18 protein-coding genes are annotated in these 20042 nt (G+C 75.4%); 6 read left to right on the forward strand and 12 right to left on the reverse strand.

Annotated features, from left to right (window positions below; translation table 11 throughout):
* Positions 1-162 precede the first annotated feature (162 nt).
* Together ACGFIG_RS22840 and ACGFIG_RS22845 are read right to left on the reverse strand one after the other, a co-directional pair.
* Entirely contained in the window at positions 163-936 is a 774-nt protein-coding gene (locus ACGFIG_RS22840; protein WP_393005916.1) for an ABC transporter permease, read from the reverse strand.
* Positions 929-1888, reverse strand: a complete 960-nt coding sequence (locus ACGFIG_RS22845) for an ATP-binding cassette domain-containing protein (RefSeq protein WP_393005918.1) — start codon at positions 1886-1888, stop codon at positions 929-931. The genes ACGFIG_RS22840 and ACGFIG_RS22845 overlap by 8 nt, the downstream gene beginning before the upstream one ends.
* Positions 1889-1988: 100 nt before the next feature.
* Between ACGFIG_RS22845 and ACGFIG_RS22850 the strand changes: the two genes are divergently transcribed.
* Both ACGFIG_RS22850 and ACGFIG_RS22855 read left to right on the forward strand, forming a co-directional pair.
* Positions 1989-2744, forward strand: a complete 756-nt coding sequence (locus ACGFIG_RS22850; RefSeq protein ID WP_393005920.1) for a TetR/AcrR family transcriptional regulator — start codon at positions 1989-1991, stop codon at positions 2742-2744.
* Positions 2745-2803: 59 nt separating this feature from the next.
* Positions 2804-3784 (forward strand): helix-turn-helix domain-containing protein, encoded by a 981-nt coding sequence (locus ACGFIG_RS22855; protein ID WP_393005922.1) that lies wholly within the window; start codon positions 2804-2806, stop codon positions 3782-3784.
* Positions 3785-3979: 195 nt separating this feature from the next.
* Here the strand turns inward: ACGFIG_RS22855 and ACGFIG_RS22860 are convergent, their stop codons facing one another.
* The 8 genes from ACGFIG_RS22860 to ACGFIG_RS22895 are packed head-to-tail and all read right to left on the reverse strand — an operon-like array spanning position 3980 to position 12638.
* Entirely contained in the window at positions 3980-4963 is a 984-nt protein-coding gene (locus ACGFIG_RS22860) for a DNA topoisomerase IB (protein WP_393005924.1), read from the reverse strand.
* Entirely contained in the window at positions 4947-5900 is a 954-nt protein-coding gene (locus ACGFIG_RS22865) for a glycosyltransferase family 9 protein (RefSeq protein ID WP_393005926.1), read from the reverse strand. Before ACGFIG_RS22865 ends, ACGFIG_RS22860 begins: the two co-directional genes overlap by 17 nt.
* The gene (locus ACGFIG_RS22870) at positions 5897-6598 is read right to left on the reverse strand and encodes an SDR family oxidoreductase (RefSeq protein ID WP_393005928.1); all 702 of its coding nucleotides are present in this window, start codon (positions 6596-6598) and stop codon (positions 5897-5899) included. Before ACGFIG_RS22870 ends, ACGFIG_RS22865 begins: the two co-directional genes overlap by 4 nt.
* Positions 6595-8154, reverse strand: coding sequence for a PfkB family carbohydrate kinase (locus ACGFIG_RS22875; RefSeq protein WP_393005930.1), 1560 nt, complete (start codon positions 8152-8154; stop codon positions 6595-6597). Before ACGFIG_RS22875 ends, ACGFIG_RS22870 begins: the two co-directional genes overlap by 4 nt.
* Positions 8151-8804, reverse strand: coding sequence for an SIS domain-containing protein (locus ACGFIG_RS22880; RefSeq protein WP_393005932.1), 654 nt, complete (start codon positions 8802-8804; stop codon positions 8151-8153). Before ACGFIG_RS22880 ends, ACGFIG_RS22875 begins: the two co-directional genes overlap by 4 nt.
* Complete coding sequence (locus ACGFIG_RS22885; RefSeq protein WP_393005934.1) at positions 8801-10021, reverse strand: glycosyltransferase; 1221 nt, start codon at positions 10019-10021, stop codon at positions 8801-8803. The genes ACGFIG_RS22880 and ACGFIG_RS22885 overlap by 4 nt, the downstream gene beginning before the upstream one ends.
* Positions 10006-10983 (reverse strand): glycosyltransferase, encoded by a 978-nt coding sequence (locus tag ACGFIG_RS22890; protein ID WP_393005936.1) that lies wholly within the window; start codon positions 10981-10983, stop codon positions 10006-10008. Before ACGFIG_RS22890 ends, ACGFIG_RS22885 begins: the two co-directional genes overlap by 16 nt.
* Positions 10983-12638: an HAD-IIIA family hydrolase gene (locus ACGFIG_RS22895; RefSeq protein ID WP_393005938.1), complete on the reverse strand. Its 1656-nt coding sequence runs from the start codon at positions 12636-12638 to the stop codon at positions 10983-10985. The genes ACGFIG_RS22890 and ACGFIG_RS22895 overlap by 1 nt, the downstream gene beginning before the upstream one ends.
* A gap of 193 nt (positions 12639-12831) precedes the next feature.
* Here ACGFIG_RS22895 and ACGFIG_RS22900 point away from each other — a divergent pair, with 193 nt between their 5' ends.
* Positions 12832-13260: an SRPBCC family protein gene (locus ACGFIG_RS22900; protein ID WP_393005940.1), complete on the forward strand. Its 429-nt coding sequence runs from the start codon at positions 12832-12834 to the stop codon at positions 13258-13260.
* Between the two features lie 197 nt (positions 13261-13457).
* Positions 13458-14225 carry a polyprenol monophosphomannose synthase gene (locus tag ACGFIG_RS22905; protein WP_357564546.1) on the forward strand — a complete coding sequence of 256 codons (768 nt, stop codon included), beginning with the start codon at positions 13458-13460 and terminating at the stop codon, positions 14223-14225.
* Between the two features lie 918 nt (positions 14226-15143).
* On the opposite strand, the gene ACGFIG_RS22910 is transcribed toward ACGFIG_RS22905, so the two are convergent.
* A complete protein-coding gene (locus ACGFIG_RS22910) occupies positions 15144-16748 on the reverse strand; it encodes a phytoene desaturase family protein (RefSeq protein WP_393005942.1) in 1605 nt (534 codons plus the stop codon).
* Between the two features lie 70 nt (positions 16749-16818).
* Here ACGFIG_RS22910 and ACGFIG_RS22915 point away from each other — a divergent pair, with 70 nt between their 5' ends.
* Positions 16819-18252, forward strand: a complete 1434-nt coding sequence (locus tag ACGFIG_RS22915; protein ID WP_393005944.1) for an aldehyde dehydrogenase family protein — start codon at positions 16819-16821, stop codon at positions 18250-18252.
* Between the two features lie 105 nt (positions 18253-18357).
* On the opposite strand, the gene ACGFIG_RS22920 is transcribed toward ACGFIG_RS22915, so the two are convergent.
* The gene (locus ACGFIG_RS22920; protein ID WP_091095813.1) at positions 18358-18759 is read right to left on the reverse strand and encodes a ChaB family protein; all 402 of its coding nucleotides are present in this window, start codon (positions 18757-18759) and stop codon (positions 18358-18360) included.
* 158 nt (positions 18760-18917) lie between these two features.
* Here ACGFIG_RS22920 and ACGFIG_RS22925 point away from each other — a divergent pair, with 158 nt between their 5' ends.
* Complete coding sequence (locus ACGFIG_RS22925; protein WP_393005946.1) at positions 18918-19895, forward strand: YihY/virulence factor BrkB family protein; 978 nt, start codon at positions 18918-18920, stop codon at positions 19893-19895.
* Positions 19896-20042: the final 147 nt, after the last annotated feature.

Below are 20042 nucleotides of genomic sequence, written 5' to 3' on the forward strand. Positions count from 1 at the left end.
GACGGCGGCACCGGAAGTCGTCCGGTGCCGCCGTCGCGTGTGCCGGCGGAGGTGGGCGCGCCGTTGTTCCCACCGCCCGGCGGGCGGAACAGCGCCGGTGGGACCGGTGGCCAGCTCTCCGGCGGCGCCGCGATCGGGGCGGGCGCGGCCGGGACGGTGCGGTCAGGCCACGCGGCGGCGGAACAGCACGGCGGTCAGCGGCACCGAGACCGCCAGGATGCCCAGGCACCAGGCCACGGCCAGGGTCGGGGCCGTGCCCGTGGGGGTGCCGAGCAGCAGGGCCCGCAGCGTCTCGATGACGGGCGTGACGGGCTGGTGGTCGGCGAAGCCGTGGATCCAGCTCGGCATCGTCTCCACCGGCACGAACGCGCTGCTCGGGTAGGGCAGGAACATCGCCAGGAAGGTGAAGCCGCTGGCGGCCTCCGGGGTGCGGGCCAGCAGGCCGAACGCCGCCGACAGCCAGGACACGGCGAGCAGGAAGAGCAGCAGCACCCCGAACGCGGCCAGCCAGCGCAGCGGGTCCACGGCCGGGCGGAAGCCGATGCCGACGGCGATGGCCAGCACCAGCACCGTGGAGACGGTGTTGCGGGCGATGCTGGCGGCGACGTGCCCGCCGAGGATCGCGGTGGCGCTGACGTCCATCGTGCGGAACCGCTCGATGACCCCGTTGGTCAGGTCGGTGGTCACGCTGACGGCGGTGGTCGCCGCGCCGAAGCTGGCGCAGAGCAGCAGGACGCCCGGTACGACGTAGGTGACGTACCGGGTGCCGGTGTCGATCGCGCCGCCGAACAGGTAGACGAAGAGCAGCATCAGCAGCACCGGCAGCAGCAGCGACGTGAGCAGCGCGTCGACGTTGCGGCGGGACAGCCGCAGGCAGCGCGCCACCATCACGAGCGCCTCACCGGCGCGGGTCGGGCGCAGGGTCAGCTCAGACATGGGAAACCTCCCGGTGGGCGGCCACCGGGTCGCCGGTGAGGGTGAGGAAGACGTCGTCCAGGGTCGCCTCGCGGACGACGAAGCGGGCGAGGCCCCGCCGGTCGGGGTCGGCCCGGTCGAGCAGGTGGCGGATCTCCGCCGCGTCGCCGCCGGTGGCCACGGCCAGCTCGAGCCGGTCCGGCTCGCGGTGCGTGACCCGGTCGCCGAGGCGCCGCTCCGCCTCGGCGAAGCTCCGCGCGTCGTGCAACGTCAGTTCCAGCCGGTGGGCGCCGAAGCGGCGCTTGAGCTCGCCCGCGCTCCCCTCGGCGGCCAGCCGGCCGCCGTGCAGCACGGCGATCCGGTCGGCGAGCCGGTCGGCCTCCTCCAGGTACTGCGTGGTGAGCAGCACGGTCACCCCTGCGCCGGCCAGCTCGGCGACCACCTCCCACAGGCCCTGCCGGCTGCGCGGGTCGAGGCCGGTCGTCGGCTCGTCGAGGAAGATCACGGAAGGTTCGCCGAGCAGGCTGGCCGCGAGGTCGAGCCGGCGGCGCATCCCGCCGGAGTAGGTCACCACCCGCCGACTGCCCGCGGCCACCAGGTCGAAGCGCTCCAGGAGGTCGGCGCTGCGCCGCCGGGCGGCGGCCGGGGACAGCCCGATCAGCCGGGCCATCATGCGCAGGTTCTCCGCGCCGGTCTGCTGGTCGTCGAGCGCCGCGTGCTGGCCGGCGAGGCTGATCGCCCGCCGTACCCGACGCCGGTCGCGGACGACGTCGTGACCGTCCACCCGGGCCGCGCCCCCGTCGGGCAGGGCGAGCGTGGCCAGGATCCGTACGGTCGTGGTCTTGCCGGCCCCGTTGGGGCCGAGCAGGGCGTACACGCTGCCCCGGGCCACCCGCATGGTCAGTCCGTCGAGCACCGCCACCCCGCCGTAGCGCTTGCACAGGCCGACGGTCTCCACCGCTGCTGTCTCCATCACCCCTCACCCTCCGTCTTCTGCGTATTACATACGCTGTTCTGCGTAGAACATACGCAGAAGTTAGGATGGCCGTCAAGGACACGTACCGGGGGTGGGGATGAGCGACGCCGACGTCGAGCTGCCGGAGAGCATCGAGCTCGCCTGGGGCCTGCGGGAACGCCCCGGCAAGGGCCCCCGGCGCAGCCTCACCATCGAGCAGGTGGTGGCCGCCGGCATCCGCGTGGCCGAGGCCGACGGGCTGGCAGCGGTGTCGATGAGCCGGGTCGCCGGGGAGCTGGGCATGGCCACCATGTCGCTCTACCGCTACGTCTCGGCCAAGAACGACCTGCTGGAACTCATGTCCGACACGGCGTACGGGGAGCCACCCGCGCCACGCGGCCCGGACGAGGGCTGGCGGCCGGCCATCGCCCGCTGGGCGTACGGCACCGTGACGGCGATCCGCCGCCACCCGTGGATCCGGCAGGTGCCGGTCGGCGGCCCGCCGATGGGCCCCAACGGGGTCCGCTGGATGGAGCAGGGGCTCGCCGCCCTGCGCGGCACCGGCCTGCGCGGCACCGAACGGCTCTCGACCATCCTGCTGGTCAACGGGTACGCCCGGTACTGGGCCACGCTCACCGCCGACATGACCGAGGCGGCGGCACGCGAGCAGCTCAGCCCGGACGACGTCGGCGCGCGGTACTGGCAGCAGCTCGCCCGGCTGACCCGGCACGGCCCCTACCCCGCCATCCGCGAGCTGCTGACGGACGCCGAGATCGAGTCGGAGGAGGAGTTCGACGAGGAGTGGCGGTTCGGCCTCGACCGGATCCTCGACGGCGTCGAGGTGCTGATCCGCAGCCGGACGGCCACGGACTGAGCCGCCGATGACCACGATGGACAATGGCCACCGGACCGGCGCGAGGACGGGGGGAGCGGATGCTTCGGCGGACCACGGTGGACACCGAGCAGGTGCCGGCGGCCGAACGCTTCGAGATGTGGCTCGACCTGGTGGCGCGTGCGGCGTCGCCGCTGCGGATCAGCACCGAGCACGCGCACGACTTCGCCGCCCGGGCGGAGATCGTCGAACTCGACCCGCTCCGGGTGATCAACTACCGGTATCCGTCCCTGGAGGCAGTCGGAAACTCCCGGCTGACGCGCGAGTCCGCCCCCGAGATCTACACGCTGGCGCTCACCGTCAACGGTGACGGGGCGGTCAGCCAGGCCGGTCAGCGCAGCGTGCTGGGGCCCCGCGAGTTCATCTTCTACGACGGGTCGCGACCGCACGAGGTGCGGCACCTCGGCGACGACGGCGGCCGCGACCCGGCCCGGTCCGTCGTGGTGGTCATCCCGCACGCCGCGCTGCCGCTGTCACCGGACCGGCTGGCGCCGCTGCTCGGCGGCCGGATGTCGGGCACCGAGGGGATCGGCGCGCTGCTGGCCCAGTTCCTCCTCCAGATCGCCCACCATCCCGAGCAGTACCACGCCGCGGACGCCGCCCGCCTCGGCACCGTCGGGCTCGACCTGGTGTCCACGATGCTCGGTCGGCACCTGGTGGCCGAGGACGCGGTGCCGACCGAGGTCCGCCGGCGCGCCCTCGTCACCCAGATGCGGGCGTACATCCAGCGGCATCTCGGGGACGCGACGTTGAGCCCGCAGGTCGTGGCGGACGCGCACCACGTCTCGCTGCGTACCCTGCACCGGCTCTTCGAGGCCGAGGAGTCGACGGTCGCGTCGTACATCCGCGAGCTGCGGCTGGCGCGGTGCCGCCACGACCTCGCCGACCCCGGCCTGCGCGGCCAGCCGATCCAGGCGATCGGGGCCCGCTGGGGCTTCCCCGACAAGGCACACTTCAGCCGGGTCTTCCGCAAGGCGCACGGCGTCGGGCCGCAGATTTGGCGAGCCGGCCAGGCGGAGTAGGACGGCACGAAGAGTCAACCCGGCGGCGTCCACGGTCAACCCGGTCGGGGCAGACTGACGGCGGTGGCCGATCCCTCCCCTCCACGGCGGGGGTCGGACCGCCGACGGGGGCCGTGGCGCGCCGCCCGCCGCCACGGGGGAGGCGGGCGGCCGTCCGGTCCCGGCACCCCCGCTCAGCACCGGCGCCGGGCCGCCTCAGGCGTCCTCCAGCAGTTCGAGCACGATCAGCTCGGCCTTCTCGCGCGGCGTCGCGGGGTCGACCGGGGCGACCACGCCGTCGTGGAAGAGGTCGACCACGCGCGGGTCGACGTAGGACGTGCGGGCCACGGTGGGGGTGTTGCCGAGCAGCTCCGCGACGTCACGCATCACCGCCGCCACCGCCCGCCTGCCGGCGGTGGCCGAGCGCGGCGGCCCCACCGTCGCCAGCTCGGTCGCCGCCAGCACCGTGGCGTGCCAGGTGCGGAAGTCCTTCGCCGTCATCTCGCCGCCGCTGGCGTCACGCAGGTACTCGTTGACCTCGTCGCTGCGCACGTCGCGCCAGTCCCCGCCGTCGCGGTAGCCGAAGAGCCGGTCCGCCGACCGCCGCCGGCGACGCAGGTTGATCAGCACCCGGCACAGCTCCGGGTCCTCGATGCGACGCACCTGCTCGACGCCGCCCTTCGCGGGGAACTCGAACACCACACAGCCGCCCCGGGAGCGGGCGTGCTCGGGGCGCAGGGTCGACACGCCGAACGTCGGGTCGTCGCCGGCCGCGTACTGGTCGCTGCCGACGCGGAACGTCCCCATGTCCAGCAGCCGGGTCACCGTCGCCAGCACCCGGTCGCGGTGCAGCCCCCGGCCGGCCAGGTCCCGCCCGACCCGCTCGCGCAGCACCGGCAGCCGGCGGGCCACCTCCAGCACGTGGTCGAACTTCGCCTCGTCGCGCTTCTCGCGCCACGTCGGGTGGTAGAGGTACTGCTTGCGTCCGGCCGCGTCGATGCCGGTGGCCTGGATGTGCCCGTTCGGGTACGGGCAGATCCAGACGTCCCGCCAGGCGGGCGGGATCACCAGCTCGCGCAGCCGGCCCAGCTGGTCGCCCTCGCGCACCGGCTGCCCCGACGGGTCGAGGAAGAGCCAGCCCCGACCGCGCCGGCGCCGCCCGTACCCCGGTCTGCCCGGGTCGCTACGCCGCAACCGCACCGGAGACCCGCACCGCCCGTTCCACCTCGTCCACGGCGGCCACCACCTCGTCGACCCCGATGGCCGCCAACGTCGGATGGCTTCCTACCCCCTCCCACCTGGGCGAACCCTCCGTGCCCGCCCAGAGCGCCCGGTGCCGGTCCCGCTCCGGCGGCGGCCCCCACAACGCCGGGGAGACCGGCCCGAAGAGCACCACCGAGGCGGTGCGGTAGCCGGTCGCCAGGTGCGCCACGCCCGTGTCCCCACTGACCACCAACCGGGCGTACGCGACCAGCGCGGCCAGCCGGCCCAGGTCCGTACGGCCGGCCAGCACCGCGTCGGCGGGCAGTCCGGCCGCCTGCGCGATCCGCTGCGCCGTCGCCCGCTCGGCGGGGCTGCCGGTGAGCACCACCCGGTGCCCCCGGGCGGCCAGGGTCCGGGCCAGCGCGGCGAACCGCCCGGGCGGCCAGCGCTTCGCCGGGATCTTGGAACCCGGGTGCAGCACGGTCACCCCGGTCGGGACGTCGCCGGCGGCCGGGCGCCGCAGGTCCAGGTCCGTACGGTCGGCGGGGATGCCGTACCAGTCGAGCAACCGGCACCAGCGGTCGACTTCGTGTTCGTCGGCGCGCCAGGCGGGGCCGTCGTGGTGACCGGCCTCCGGGCTGGCGTACGCGAGCAGCCGGCCGGGGCGGGTGCCGGCGAGCATCCGGTGCGACTCGGGGCCCCGACCGTGCAGGTTGACGGCGGCGTACGGCGACCGCAGGGCCGCGTCGGGGCGGCCGAGCCCGTCGGTGGGCACCAGCCGGTCGACGCCGCCGACCAGGTCGACCAGCGGCGCCAGCCAGCCGGGCGCGGCGAGGACGAGTTCCCGGTCCGGATGGGCGGCGCGCAGGGCGCGCAGGACCGGGGCGGCGGTGGCGAGGTCGCCGACGCCGAGCGCGCGCAGGGCGAGGATCACGGGTAGGAGGTCTCCTGGTCGGCGCAGACGACCATCTCGCGCACGGCGCAGCCGGCGGGTTGCGACAGCGCGAACATGATGGCGGCGGCGGTGTCGGCGGGATCGTTCAGCACGGCGTCGGGCCCGGGCTTGTACGCGGCGTCGCGCTCGTCGAAGAAGGCCGTGCGCATCCCGCCGGGGACGAGCAGGGTGACCCCCACCCTGCCGGCCAGTTCGGCGGCGAGCGCCCGGGTGAAGCCGACGACCCCGAACTTCGCCGCGCAGTACGCGGTCGCGTCGGCGACGGCCTTCACCCCCAGCGTGGAGGCGACGGTGACGATGCTGCCCCGGGATGCCTCCAGGAAGGGCAGCGCGGCCCGTACCACGGCCGCCGTGGCGAGCAGGTCCACGGCCACGATCCGGTCCCAGGTCTCGCCGGGCACGTCCGCCAGCTTCCCCGGCACGTCCATCCCCGCCGCGGTGACCACCGCGTCCAGCCCGCCCGAGCGCTCGGCCAGCTGCCGCGTGGCGGCCTCCGCGGCGCGGGTGTCGGCCAGGTCGCACTCCACCCACGGCACCCCGTCGGCGGGCGCCTGCCGGTCCAGCACCAGCGGCCGTCCGCCGTCCCGGGCCACGGCCGCGACCACGGCGGCGCCCAGGCCGCTCGATCCGCCCGTGACCAGCACGGTGCGCCCCACGCCGGGCGACCCGCCGCTCACCGGTTGCCCTCCGCCGGCGTCGGCCTGGCGAGGCTGGCCCGCGCCCGTCCGGGCTCACCGCCGGGCCTGCCCGACGCGCCGCCGGGGGCGGGGCCGGCCGGCGGCACGGTGTCGGTGAGCGGCGGCCCGCCATCCGGTCCGACGACGCCGGTGGAGCGGGCGGCGGCGATCAGCCCGGTGGTGGAGCGGCCGTCCAGGTACGGCACCACCACCGCGTTCCCGCCCCACCGGCGCAGCACCTCCGCCTCGGGCAGGGCCGGCTCTCCGCCGTCGCCGGCGTAGTCGCCGCCCTTCACCCACACGTCCGGCCGCAGCCACGACAGCGCCGCGTGCGGGGTGGACTCGTCGAAGATCATGACCGCGTCGACGCAGCCCAGCGCCGCGAGCAGCCGGGCCCGGTCGCCCTGCGGGGTCACCGGCCGGTCCGGGCCCTTCAGCCCCGCCACGCTGGCGTCGGAGTTGAGGCAGACCACCAGGCAGTCGCCGAGCTGCCGGGCCGCCTGCAACGTCGCCACGTGCCCGGCGTGCAGCAGGTCGAAGCAGCCACCGGTGGCCACCACCGTGCCGCCGGCCGCGCGTACCGCCGACACCACGCCGGCCGCCGCGGCCACGCCGACGCGCTCGCCGCCCGGGCTGGAGACCGCCGGCGGGAGCGGACGCGCCGGCCTCGGCAGCGCCGTCGCCACTCCCCCACCGGCCACGTACGCCGACGCCTCGGCCACCGCCTCCTGCACCGCCTCGGAGACCAGCGCCCCCCGCGCCAGGGCCAGGCTGGCGGTGGCCGCGAACCGGTCGCCTGCGCCGCAGGTGTCCCCCTCGGCGGTGATCGGGGCGGGCACCACCATCGGCGTCGCGCCCGCGTGGCAGAGCAGCGCGCCGTCCCCGCCCAGGGTCACCGCGACCGCGCCGGCGTGCCAGCGTTGACGCAACCCCTGCGCGCCCCGTGCCGCCGTCGCCAGCCGGCTCGCGCCCGGCGCGACCGTGACCAGCTCCCGCACCTCGGACTCGTTGGGGGTCACGAGGTGCACGCCCGCGACGGCCGCCGGCCCCCGCGGGTGCGGGTCCCAGACCACCGGCGCCCGGGTGGCGGCCAACGCCGCCCGCAGCGCGGGCTGCCGGGCGACGCCCCGCCCGTAGTCGCTGACCAGCACGGCGGAGGCCCGCGCGATCATCCGCAGCACCGCCTCCGACGGCTCGCCCGGTGTGCCGTCCGCGCCGCCCCGGTCGTGGCGCAGCAGCACCCGGCCCCGGGCCCGCAGCCGGACCTTCTCGGGCGTGCCGCCACTGAGCCCGAGGGGATACACCTGCACGCCGGCGTCGGTGAGCAACGAGCTGAGCCGGGCCCCGCCCGCGTCGTCCGCCAGCGCGGTCACCAGCACCACGTCGGCGCCCTGCGCGGCGGCGAAGACGGCGGCGAGCCCGGCGCCGCCGGGCCGGTCGACGTGCGCGGTCTCGTCCAGCACCGGCACCGGCGAGTCCGGGCAGAGCCGGTTCACCACCCCCTCGACGTCCCGGTCCAGCAGGGTGTCACCGACCACCACGACGGGTCCCCTCACGCTTCCCTCCTCATCACGCCCCGGGCCTGCCGACCCGCTCCGCCGTCGAGCACCACCTCGACCCCGGTCCGTACGGGCGCCACCGGCAGCGCCCGCTCGACGTACTCGCAGAGGAGGTGGCTGGTCACGAGGTGGAGTTCCTGGACGACCTGGCTGTCGGGCGAGCCGACGGCGAGGACGTCGTGGCACAGCTCCGCCAGGGGGTTGGGGGTGGGGCCGGTCAGGGCCCAGCAGGTGAGTCCGCCGTCGCGGCCGGCGCGGGCGGCGGCGAGCAGGTTGGCGCTGGCGCCGCTGGTCGACAGCAGCAGCAGGACGTCGCCGGCGCGGCCGTGGGCGCGCACCTGGCGGGCGAAGACCTCGTCGTAGCCGTAGTCGTTGCCGATGGCGGTCATCGCCGAGGTCTCGGCGTGCAGCGCGATGGCGGACAGGGGCTGGCGGTCGTCGTGGAGCTTGCCGACGAGTTCGGCGGTGAGGTGCTGCGCCTCGGCGGCGCTGCCCCCGTTGCCGGCCACCAGCAGCCGGGCGCCGTCGACCAGCCGGCCCGCGAGCTCCGCGCCCCACCGGGCCAGCAGCGTCTCGTGCCGCCGGAAGGGCACCAGCGCCGCCGCCAGGTTGGTCAGGTGCGCGTCCAGCGGGGTGGCCTCCGTCATCCGGCCACCACCCCGGTCGGCCGGCGGACGGATGCGACGTCACCGTAGACCTCCACGAGCCGCTCTGCCGTGGCCGCCCAGGAGTACCGCCGCCGGGCCCGCTCCCGCGCCGCCGTCGCGTACGCGAAGCGGCGGATCCGGTCGTCGAGCAGCCCCTGGATCGCGGCGCCCAGCGCGCGGGGGTCCCGGGCCGGCACCAGGTCGCCGGTGACGCCCTCGACCACGGTGTCCTTGATCCCGCCGACGGCCGTACCGACCACGGGCACGCCGCAGGCCATCGCCTCCAGCGGGGTGAGCCCGAACGGCTCGTACCAGGGCGCGGCCACCAGGACGTCCGCCGAGCGGTACCAGCGGCCCATCTCCTCGCGGGGCACCGCCCCGACCAGCCGCACCCGGTCTGCCACCCCGCAACTGACCGCGAGGGCGCGCAGCCGGCGGGCGTACGGGTCGGTCTCCAGCAGCCCGGCGGGCGGCCCGCCGACCACCACGCACTCGGCCTCCGGCACGTACGCCATGGCCCGCACGACGGTCTGGAAGCCCTTGCGCTCGACCAGCCGGCCCACGGTCAGGATCCGCGGCCGGCCGTCCTGCCGTTCGGCGGTCGGCCCGAGCGGGGCGAACGTGCCCAGGTTGACGCCGGACGGCACGACCGTCATCCGGGACCGGGGCACGCCCATCCGGACCAGTTCGCCGACCTCGTCGCGGCACTGGGCGATGACCCGGTCGACGGCCCGGCCCAGCTCCCGCTCGTAGCCGATCCGGCGGGCCGGGCTGGTGTCCTGCACGCCCTGGTACCGCCGCTTGACCGCCCCCAGGGCGTGGTACGTCTGCACGACCGGCACCCCGGTCTGCCGGCCGGCGGCCAGGGCGGCGAGGCCGCTCATCCAGAAGTGCGCGTGGATCACCTCGGGCACCCAGTCGGTGCCCCGCCACCGCTCGACCAGCCAGCGGCTGAACTCCTTCATGTGCGGCAGCAGGGCGTCCTTGGCGACCGGCTCGGCCGGCCCCGCCGGGACGTGCACCACGTCGTAGCCGTCGGGGCTGCGTACCGTGACCGGCAGGTCGACGGCGTCGCGGCGGGTGTAGACCCGCACGTCATGTCCGGCGGCCGCGAGGGCGGCGGAGAGCTCGGCGACATGCGTGTTCTGACCGCCGGCGTCCTCGCCGCCCAGGATGGCGAGCGGGCTGGCGTGCTCCGAGATCATCGCGATGCGCATACTTCCTCCTCCAGCAGCCGGTCCCAGTCGGCGAGGAAACGGTCGAGGCCGTAGCGGTTGCGGGCGGCGGTGCGGGCCTGCTCGCCCGCCCGGCGTGCCGCCGCCGGGTCGTCGACGAACCGGCGGGCGGCGTCGAGCAGGGTGTCGAGCCGGGTGGACAGCGCTCCCGCCCCGGGCGGCACCGCCATCGCCGCCTCGGTGGCGGCGAGCGCGACCACCGGCATCCCGATGGACATCGCCTCGATGAGGCTCAGCCCCAGCGACGTCCACCGGCACAGGTGCAGGTACGCCCGCCGCCGCCCCAACTCGGCGTGCATCCGGTGCTGGGGGATGTCGTCGTGGCTGGCGATCCGGTCGGCCGGCAGGCCCAGGTGCTCGGCCAGCCCGGCGACCTTCATGCCGAAGACGTCCAGCGGGGCGATCTCGGCGAAGCGGGGCAGCAGGTCGGTGCCGGTGACCCGCCAGCGGCGTACCGGTTCGTTGATCACCACGGCGAGCCGGTCGAGTTCACCCGTGTACTCGGCGGCAGGGGTGACGATCCCGTGGTCGACCACTGTGGTACGGGTGGCGCCCGTGTCCCAGAAGAGCTGGTTGAAGCCGGTCACGTGGGCGATGAGCAGGTCGTCGCGGTCGGCCATCGGGTGGCGGCTGTTGGGCACGTCGCCGTCCTTGGGCGTGTTGTGCTCGACGTAGACGGCGGGAACGTCGCGGCCGGGCCGCCGGCCGAGCCACCGCTCGGCGAGGTCGATCTCCTCGGGGCGTTGCAGGACGACCAGGTCCACGTCGGCGGTGCGCAGCTGCTCGGGGGTCACCTCGACGGCCGTGTCGGGCCACGGGTAGGTGCGCGCGCGGCCGAGGCCGTAGGGGCCCCGGTCCGGGGTGACGGGCACCAGGTACCGGTGCTTGCCGTGCACGAACGACGTGGTCCAGGAGCCGTGCACGTGCCAGAGCAGCAGGTTCATCAGCCGCTCCCGCCGGTGTCGGCTGCCGCCAGCGCGCCGGCTTCCCGGCCGCCGGGCGACGCCGGCCGCCCCGCCGGGGTGGGCGGTGGGCGCACCCCGAGCAGCCGCAGCGCGTCGAGGACCTGACCGGGTTCGACGCCGCTGAGGCAGGGGTGTCCGGGCACCGGGCAGCGGGCCGCCCGGGTGTCCCGGCAGGGCGCTTCCGCGTCGCCGAGGCGTACCGTGGGCACCCGCCACGGCCCCCACTGCCCGAACGGGACGGTGGGGGCGAAGAGGCTGACCACCGGCACGCCGTGGGCGGCGGCGAGGTGGGCGGGGCCGGTGTTGCCGACCACGACCGCGCCGGCGCCGGCGATCGTCGCGGCCAGCCCGGCGAGGCCGGTCCGCCCGCCCAGGTCGACGGCGACGTCGCCGGCCACCCGGGCGGTCAGTTCCCGCTCGTCGGGGCCGCCGGTGACCACCACCCGGTGGCCGGCGGCGGTCAGGGCGAGGGCGATCCGCGCCGCCAGCTCGGGTGGGCAGCCCCGGGCCTGCGCCGCCGAGCCGGGGTGCAGCACCACGTATCCCGGCGCGCCGGCCTCCGGCGGCGGGGCCGGCACCGGCCCCAGGCGCAGGGCGGGTCCGTCGTGGTCGGCGAGGGGGAATCCGGCGGCGGCGGCGAGCGACAGCGCGCGTTCCGCTTCGGGTACGCCGGCCGGCACGCGGTGCCGTACGTCGAGCAGGCTGCCCGGGTAGTCGTCGCTGATGGCGCTGACCCGGCGGATGCCGGCCAGGCGCAGCAGCAGCGCCAGGGGCAGGGGCGACTGGTGGAAGCTGGTGAAGACGACGGCCTCGTCGGCGTCCACGGCGGCGAGTCGGTCGACGAGCTGACGCATGTCGGCGGGGTCGACCTGCTCGGGCTCGGGGTCGATCCAGGGCAGCCGGTGCTCGACGATCTCGGCGACGCCGGGCAGGAGTTCCGCCGCGGCGCGTCCCCGTGGCCCGCACAGCAGTACCACCCGCTCGGCGCCGGCGGCGACGGCCCGGATGCCGGGCCCGGTGACCAGCACGTCCCCCGCCGAGTCGGCGCGTACCACCAGCACCGTCCCCGCCCGCCGCCCGCCGCCCGGGTCGACCGCCGCCTGCCGGCGCAGGATCTCCGCCACCGCCGCCGGCAGGTCGGGCGCCACCTGCGGCGCGGCGGCCACCTCCTGCGGTCGGGTCACCGGCGTGGGCACCAGGATCGCGGACGCGCCTGCGGCCGACGCGGCGGTCATGTCCCGCCCGATGTCCCCCACCAGCACGCACCGCGACGGCACCGTGCCCAACTGCCGTGCCGCCGCGTGCACCAGCCCCGGCGCCGGCTTGCGGCACCCGCAACCGTCACCGTCGTCGTGCGGACACACCGCCCAGGCGTCGAACGGCCCCAGCAGCTGCTCGACCCGGGCGTGCACCGCCCGCATCTGCGCCTCGGTGAACAGGCCCCGGGCCAGGCCCGACTGGTTCGTCACCACCGCCAGCCGCAGGCCCGCCGCCCGCAACCGGTCCAGGGCGGCCCGTGCCCCCGGCATCGGCCGTACCTTCTCGGGATCGCCGTTGTACGGCACGTCCTCGATCAGCGTGCCGTCGCGGTCCAGCAGCACCGCGTCGAACAGGACGGGCCCGGACCCCGCCACGCCAGCGCCGGCAAAAACCCGGGCTGACCTGCGCTGATCCGGCTCCACCTGGTCCTGTCGCACAGCCGGCGGGTTCCCTGCGCCCCGGGGAGTAAACGTGCCGATACCCGTCGCCGGGGAGAAGCTAACCCACCGGCGCCGTTAGCCTCGGCCACGCCCGGGGTATGGGAGCTTAGTGGCGATTGTGGAGAAAGTGATCGACGCTTCCCCGCAGCAGGTCTGGGCGGTGCTCGCGGACGGCTGGACGTACAGCGACTGGGTCGTGGGCACGGTGCACGTGCGCGACGTGGACGACGCCTGGCCCCGGGTGGGCAGCCAGCTGCACCACAAGGCCGGGCCGTGGCCGTTCTCGCTGCACGACTCGTCCACGGTGCTGACCTGCGAGCCGCCGCACCGGTTGGTGCTGCGCGCCGGCCTCTGGCCCGCCGGGGAGGCCGTCGTCGTGTTCACCCTCGAGGCGGTGGGCACGGGCGCGACGCGCGTACGCATCGGCGAGGACTTCGCCGCCGGCCCGCTGCGGTGGGTGCGCAACAAGGTCAACGACCTGGTGCTGCACCAGCGCAACAAGGAGACCCTGAGGCGGCTGGCCGACATCGCGATGCGGCAGAAGGGGGACGGGTGACGCAGCGCCGGCCGTCTCCGGCGTCGCGCTGGCCGGGTTGACGGTGGCCCTCACCGCGCTGGTCCGGCGCCTCTGCTGACCCGGATCCGTCCTCGTCGGGGGCGGAAGACGGGGCGGTAGGGGTGGCCTTTTCGACCCGGATGTGGCAACTGGCTACGCTCTCAGGGAGCCCTGTCCGCCGACCGAGGATGTCCGACATGATCGAACCCGTGCAGTTGCCCGTGCCGTGGCGGGACGCACGCCTGACCGTCGTGGTTCCCACCTACAACGAGGCGGGCAACCTCCCGGTGCTGGTCGAGCGACTGCTGGCCCTGCCACTGCCGGGCCTGAAGATCCTGGTCGCCGACGACAACTCGCCGGACGGCACGGGCGAGGTGGCCGACAAGCTGGCCATCGAGCACCCCGACCGGGTCGAGGTCGTGCACCGGGCGGGCAAGGAGGGCCTGGGCCGGGCGTACGTGGACGGCATGGGGCGCGCCCTCGACGGCGGCGCCGAGTACGTGGCGCAGATGGACGCCGACCTGTCGCACCCGCCGGAGGCGCTGCCGGGCATGCTCGGCGCGCTGCTCTCCACCCAGGCCGGCGTGGTGATCGGCTCCCGGTACGTGCCCGGCGGCGAACTGGACGAGAACTGGCCGCTCTACCGGCGGGCGCTCAGCGGCTGGGCCAACCTGTACGTGCACACGCTGCTGCGGGTCCGGATCCGCGACCTCACCGCCGGCTTCAAGATCTGGCGGGCGGACGCGCTGCGCGACATCGGCCTGGAGCGGGTGCAGTCCAACGGCTACAGCTTCCAGGTGGAGATGCACTACCTGGCCACCAAGCTGGGGCACACCATCCTGGAGGTGCCGATCCGCTTCGAGGAGCGGCGCGACGGCGCGTCCAAGATGACCACCGCGACCAAGATCGAGAGCGCGCTGATGCCGTTCAAGCTGCGCAGCAAGCACCGCAACATCGAACGCTGACGCGTCGGGTCCGCCCGGCCTCTCGATCCCCCACCCTCCGCCCTGCCTTCTGCCCGCCGTCGCCGCCCACCCGGGCACTGCCGCCCCACCGCCTTGCCATGCCTCCTGCCGGACCCCGGCGGGTGGGTCGGACGAGCCAACGGCCCGCCCGACTGGCGAGGCGGCAGGCAGCGCAGTCGGGGAACGGCGGGCAGCGCAGTGGAGGACGGCGGGCAAGGCAGCGCGACAGCGGGCGAGGCGGCAGGGCTTGGGCGGGCATGGCGGGGCGGGGCGAGGCGGATCGGCGTAGCCCGGCCTGGCCCCAGCAGGTGGGCGGCTGGCGGGCGCCTGAGAGACCCTCACCCGCCGAGCCGTCCGATCACCGCGCCCCACGACTACCAACCGTCACCTCACTTTGAGTGACCCTCGCGTGAAGGCACCCCAACCTCCCCGTCGGCCCTTTGCTCTGCAGCCACGGACGCACCAGCTCACCGAGCTGGACTTTTGCGATCGGCGACACGGGCGCGGCAGCCAGCAGAGGTCACCTTCAGTAACCGTTGCGTATATGGCTGCAGAGCAAAGGGCGAAGCAATGATCCCCCTCCACCCACAGTGGCCTCACTCTGCGTAACCCAGTCCGGTCCAAGCGTCGCCCGCGTCGGGCCAGGAAGTCGCGCAGGTAGGCCAGGGCTTCCCGGGATCGGGCGGCTGTGTCAGAACCCGGATGCAGTCAGCAGGTCGGGCCAACGGCGGCGGGCACCGGGGGCGGTCAGCGGCACCAGCGGCGGACACCGGCACCAGGGGCGGGCACCGGCACCAGCGGAGGGCACCGACACCAGGGGCAGTCAGCGGCACCAGCGGCGGACACCGACACCAGGGGCAGTCAGCGACACCAGCGGCGGTCAGCGACACCAGGGGCGGTCAGCGGCACCAGGGGCGGTCAGCGGTAGACCGCCCGGTGCGCGGCGTCGATTCCGGCCGCGTACAACGGGCCGGTGAGGGCGCGGTCGCGGGCCAGCGCGGCGCGGGCGGCGTTCGCGCCCGGGGCGCCGTGCACGCCGCCGCCCGGGTGCGCCGACGCGCTGGCCAGGAAGAGCCGGTCCACCGGTGTGTCCGCGCGGCCCAGGCCGGGGATCGGGCGCAGGAACAGCTGCTGGTACGCGGCAGCCGTGCCACCGCCCAGCGCGCCGCCGACCAGGCTGGGGTCGCCCGCCTCCAGGTCGGCCGGGCCGGCCACGTGCCGCCCGACGATGAGGCTCCGGAAGCCCGGGGCCGCCTCCTCCAGCACCTGTTCCATCCGCTCGACGTGCGCGGCGATGTCCTCGGCGCGCCAGTGCCGGCGAAACGGCAGGTGGGTGTACGACCACAGCGACTCGGTGCCCGGCGGCGAGTGGCTCGGGTCGGCCACCGTCATCTGTCCCAGCAGCAGGAACGGGTCGCGCGGGATCTCCTTGCGGGCCAGCGCGGCGGCGTAGCTGGTGAGCCCGTCCAGGTCCGCGCCGAGGTGCACCGTGCCGGCGGTGGCGACCGCCCGGTTGGTCCACGGCACCGGAGCCGACAGCGCCCAGTCCACCTTGAGCGTCGAGCCGTCCCAGCGGAAGTGGGCCAGGTCCTCCACCAGCCGGGGCGGCAGCGCCGCCGCGCCGACCAGGTCAAGGTAGAGGGCGGGGGCGGGGACGTCGGCGAGCACCGCGCGGCGGGCCTGCCAGAGGGTGCCGCCGACGGTACGCACGCCCATCGCCCGGCCGCGGGCCGTCAGCACCCGGTCGACGTGTGCGCCGTAGAGGATCCGGCCGCCGCGCTCGGTCAACCGGGCCACCAGCGCGTCGGTGATCTTCTGCGCGCCGCCGTCGGGGACCGGCCAGCCGACCTGCTGACCGAGCATGGCGAGCAGCCAGCCGTACACGCCCGAGCCGGCCTCCTCAGGTGAGAGGTCGGTGTGCAGGGCGCAACCGGCCAGCAACGCCGGGCCGCCCTCGCCATCGAAGAGTTCGTCGCCGAGCTTGCGCACCGGCACCACCAGCCGTCGGGCCAGTCGCAGCGCCCCGGCCACCCGCAGCCGGCGCAGCAGGGTCAGGCCCCCGCGTACCGGCGGGAAGGGCGTGGTGATGGTCTCCAGCATCGGCTCGGCCACCTGACGCCAGTCGTCGTACGCGTGCAGCCAGCGCTTGCCGTCGCCCGGCGCGAACGCCTCCAGCGACGCCGCCGTGGCCTCCGGGTCGCGGTTGAGCACCGCCGCCCGTCCGTCGGGCAGCAGGTGGGCCAGCACGTCCGGGGAGTGCCGCCAGCGCAGCCCGTACCGGTCCAGCCCCAGCCCACGCAGCACGGGCGAGGCGTAGCCGAGCGGGTAGAAGGAGCTGTAGAGGTCGCTCAGGTAGCCGGGGGCGGTCACCTCGGCGGAACGCACGGCACCGCCGGGGGCCGCGGTGGCCTCCAACACGAGAACGTCCCAGCCCGCGTCGGCCATCAGGTTGGCGGCGACCAGGCCGTTGTGGCCGGCTCCGACGACGACGGCGTCCGCGCTCTCCGCGCCGGGGGAACTCATCAGATCCGCCTACCCGGCCGACAACCGGGCGAAACGCGTTTGCCGGGCCGGGGCCGGGGCATGCACTGCCATGTACACGGTTGCGCAGCTCATAGGCGGAGTGTGGGGCGCGGGCGGCGAGGGTGGCGAGTTGGTCGTACACGATCCGGCCGACGGCTCCCCGGTCAGCTCGGCGCCGGTGGCGACGGCCGACGAGGTCGGCAAGGCGGTGGAGGCGACGCGCGGCGTCGCGGCGGAGTGGGCGGCGACCGCCCCGGCGGAACGGGCGGCAGCCCTGCACCGGGCCGCGGACGCCGTGGCGGCGGCGGCCGACGACCTGGCCCGGGCGACGACAGCGGAGATGGGCAAGCCGCTGTCGGACGCGCGGGGCGGCGTGGAGGCGGGGATCGGCACGCTGCGACAGTACGCGGAGCTGGCCCCGGTGCGCGGCGGGCGGACCCTGCACGGCGGCACCCACGCCCTCGACTTCATGGTGCCGCAGCCGCGCGGGGTGGTCGCCGCGATCACGCCGTGGAACGACCCGGTGGCGGTCTCCTGCGGGCTGCTCGGCGCGGCCCTGGTCACCGGCAACGTGGTGGTGCACAAGCCGAGCGAGCGTGCCCCGGCGACCGGGTGGCTGCTGGCGAAGGCGCTGGACTCCGCGCTGCCGCCCGGGGTGTTGTCGCTGCTGACCGGCGGCCCGGAGGTCGGCGCGGCGCTGGCCGCGCAGGAGGTCGACGTCGTCGCCCACGTCGGCTCCACCGCCACCGGGCGGGCCATCGCGGCCGCGGCGGCGCGCACCGGCGCGAAGGTGCTGCTGGAGAACGGCGGCAGCGACCCGCTCGTCGTGGACGGCGACGTCGATCCGGTCTGGGCGGCCGGGCAGGCGGCTGTCGGCGCGTTCGCCAACGCGGGGCAGATCTGCGTCGCGGTGGAGCGGATCTACGTGCACCGGGACGTCGCGGAGGACTTCACGCAGGCGCTGGTGGAGCGGGCCGAACAGTTGCGGACAGGGCCGGGCGGTGACCCGCGTACGGAGCTGGGGCCGCTGGTGGACCGTCGGCACCGCGACCACGTGCACGGGCAGGTGACCGCGGCGGTGGCGCAGGGCGCGCGGATCCGCTGCGGGGGCGTACTGCCCGATGGGCCGGGGGCGTTCTACCCGGCGACCGTGCTGAGCGACTGCCGCCACGACATGACGGTGGTGCGCGAGGAGACGTTCGGGCCGGTCGCCGCGATCGTCGCCGTCGACTCGTACTCCGAGGGGCTGCGGTGCGCCGCCGACTCCCCGTACGGGCTGGCCGCGACGGTGCTGACCGGGTCGATGAGCCACGCCCAGCGCGCCTGGCGGGAGCTGCCCGTCGGCACGGTGAAGGTCAACGCGGTGTTCGGCGGGGCCCCCGGCGGCGCCGCGCACCCGCGTCGGGGCAGCGGCCACGGCTTCGGCTACGGGCCGGAGCTGCTGGACGAGTTCACCGCGACGAAGGCGGTCCACATCGAGGCGCCCGGCGGCGGCCACTGGTGAACCACGGGCAGGCTGTCCCGGGTCGTGGGCCACGGCTGTCCCGAGCCCGACGCAGAGGCTGTCCGCGTGCGGACAGCCTCTGCGTCGCGTACCCGGATGGCGTGCTCAGCGACCGCGGGCCTTGGCGGTCTGGCGGTTGTTCGCCTTCTCGATGGCCTTGACCAGTTCCGGCTTCGTCATCGACGAGCGGCCGGGCACGTCGAGCTTGCGGGCCACCTTCATCAGGTGGTCCTTGGTGGCGTTGGCGTCCACCCCGCCGGCGGTGGGCGCGCGGCGCTCCGGTCCGCCACCGGCCGCCTGGCGGTCGCTGGGGCCCTTGCGGCCCTTGGGCTCCCAGTGGTCGCCCACCTTCTCGAACTCGTGCTTGACGGCGGCGAAGGCGGTGCGGTGCGCCCGCTCCCCCTCGCCGTACGTCTCCACGGCCGAGTCGTGCGTCTTCTCCCAGGTGCGCTGCGCCTTCTTGGGGGAGCGTCGCAGCGTGCTGGGCAGTACCTCGCGCCCGGGCATCTCGTCCTCCTCCGCGTTCGCTGGGTTTCCGTGTTGACCGTTCCCCCACGCCCGGCCGGCAAACGGGCCGGGTTTGTCGATTTCCGGGCGGGGGTACCGGCGGGCCAGGCGACGCCGGAGGCACCGGGTCATCCGGGCCGGGGGCACAGGGAGCGGGCATGACGACGACGGAACCCGGCGCGGCGCTCACCGGGCAGCGGCCACGGCGGCTCCCCCGCCGGGTACGCCAGTTGAGCTGGCGGACGTGGCGCGGGGTACTCGTACGCAGCGGGCGCAACTTCGTCAAGGACAACTGCGCGGACTGGGCCGCCGCGCTGACCTACTACGGGGTGCTCGCGCTCTTCCCGTCCACGATCGTGGTGGTCGCCCTGGTCGGGCTGGTGTCCAACGGCGAGCAGACCGTCGACACCGTGCTGGACCTGGCCCGGGACGTGGGCGCCGGCTCGGTGGTGGCGAACGAGGGCTTCGTCAGCGTGGTCCGGGGCGTGGTCGACCAGAGCGACTCGGCCAGCGTGCTGCTGAGTTTCGGCCTGCTCGGCGCCCTCTGGTCGGCCTCCGGTTTCATCGGGGCGTTCACCCGGGCCTCGAACGCCGTCTACGGGGTCGAGGAGGGGCGCCCGATCTGGAAGCTGCGGCCGATGCAGATCGGGCTGGCGGCGGTCACGCTGGTGCTGCTGGCGGTCGTCGCGACCGGGCTGATCGTCAGCGGTCCCGTCACCGACGCGGTGGGTGACCTGGTCAACGCCGGTGGACTGGCCCGTACGGCGTGGAGCGTCGCCAAGTGGCCCGTGCTCACACTGATCATGATGGTGCTGCTGAGCCTGCTGTTCTGGATCGCGCCCAACGTCCGGCAGCCCCGGTTCCGCTGGCTGACCCCGGGCGGCGCGGTCGCCCTGTTCGCCTGGTTCCTCGCCTCCTTCGGTTTCGGCCTGTACGTCGCCAACTTCGGCTCGTACGACGCCACCTACGGCAGCCTCGGGGCGGTCATCGCGTTCCTGGTCTGGCTCTACCTGTCCAACTCGGCGCTGATGCTCGGTGTGCAGATCAACGCCGAACTCCAGCGCGGCCGGGTGCTCCAGGCCGGCGAGCCGGACGCCGAGGAGCCGGTCCTGCCCCCGAAGACGCCCGCCGGCTGACCCCGCGCGGGTCCACCGGCCGCTGCGCCGGCGCTGGGCGCGACGCCCGCGCACGGAGCCGCCCGCGCCACATGGCCGCCCGCGCCCAGGGAGCCGCCCGGACCGGGCCGCCGCCCGCGCCACGGAGCCGCGCCGGTCCGTTTACCG

The sequence above is a fragment of the Micromonospora sp. NPDC049048 genome, assembly GCF_043197615.1.
In the GTDB taxonomy this organism is placed as follows: Bacteria; Actinomycetota; Actinomycetes; order Mycobacteriales; family Micromonosporaceae; genus Micromonospora.

What these genes read in the sequence shown, in the direction of transcription:
- ACGFIG_RS22890 (WP_393005936.1), bottom strand. Translation starts at nt 10,983, where the DNA reads ATGAACCTGCTGCTCTGGCACGTGCACGGCTCCTGGACCACGTCGTTC.
- ACGFIG_RS22885 (WP_393005934.1), bottom strand. Translation starts at nt 10,021, where the DNA reads ATGCGCATCGCGATGATCTCGGAGCACGCCAGCCCGCTCGCCATCCTG.
- ACGFIG_RS22880 (WP_393005932.1), bottom strand. Translation starts at nt 8,804, where the DNA reads ATGACGGAGGCCACCCCGCTGGACGCGCACCTGACCAACCTGGCGGCG.
- ACGFIG_RS22915 (WP_393005944.1), top strand. Translation starts at nt 16,819, where the DNA reads ATGTACACGGTTGCGCAGCTCATAGGCGGAGTGTGGGGCGCGGGCGGC.
- ACGFIG_RS22850 (WP_393005920.1), top strand. Translation starts at nt 1,989, where the DNA reads ATGAGCGACGCCGACGTCGAGCTGCCGGAGAGCATCGAGCTCGCCTGG.
- ACGFIG_RS22925 (WP_393005946.1), top strand. Translation starts at nt 18,918, where the DNA reads ATGACGACGACGGAACCCGGCGCGGCGCTCACCGGGCAGCGGCCACGG.
- ACGFIG_RS22855 (WP_393005922.1), top strand. Translation starts at nt 2,804, where the DNA reads ATGCTTCGGCGGACCACGGTGGACACCGAGCAGGTGCCGGCGGCCGAA.
- ACGFIG_RS22845 (WP_393005918.1), bottom strand. Translation starts at nt 1,888, where the DNA reads ATGGAGACAGCAGCGGTGGAGACCGTCGGCCTGTGCAAGCGCTACGGC.
- ACGFIG_RS22920 (WP_091095813.1), bottom strand. Translation starts at nt 18,759, where the DNA reads ATGCCCGGGCGCGAGGTACTGCCCAGCACGCTGCGACGCTCCCCCAAG.
- ACGFIG_RS22910 (WP_393005942.1), bottom strand. Translation starts at nt 16,748, where the DNA reads ATGAGTTCCCCCGGCGCGGAGAGCGCGGACGCCGTCGTCGTCGGAGCC.
- ACGFIG_RS22905 (WP_357564546.1), top strand. Translation starts at nt 13,458, where the DNA reads ATGATCGAACCCGTGCAGTTGCCCGTGCCGTGGCGGGACGCACGCCTG.
- ACGFIG_RS22840 (WP_393005916.1), bottom strand. Translation starts at nt 936, where the DNA reads ATGTCTGAGCTGACCCTGCGCCCGACCCGCGCCGGTGAGGCGCTCGTG.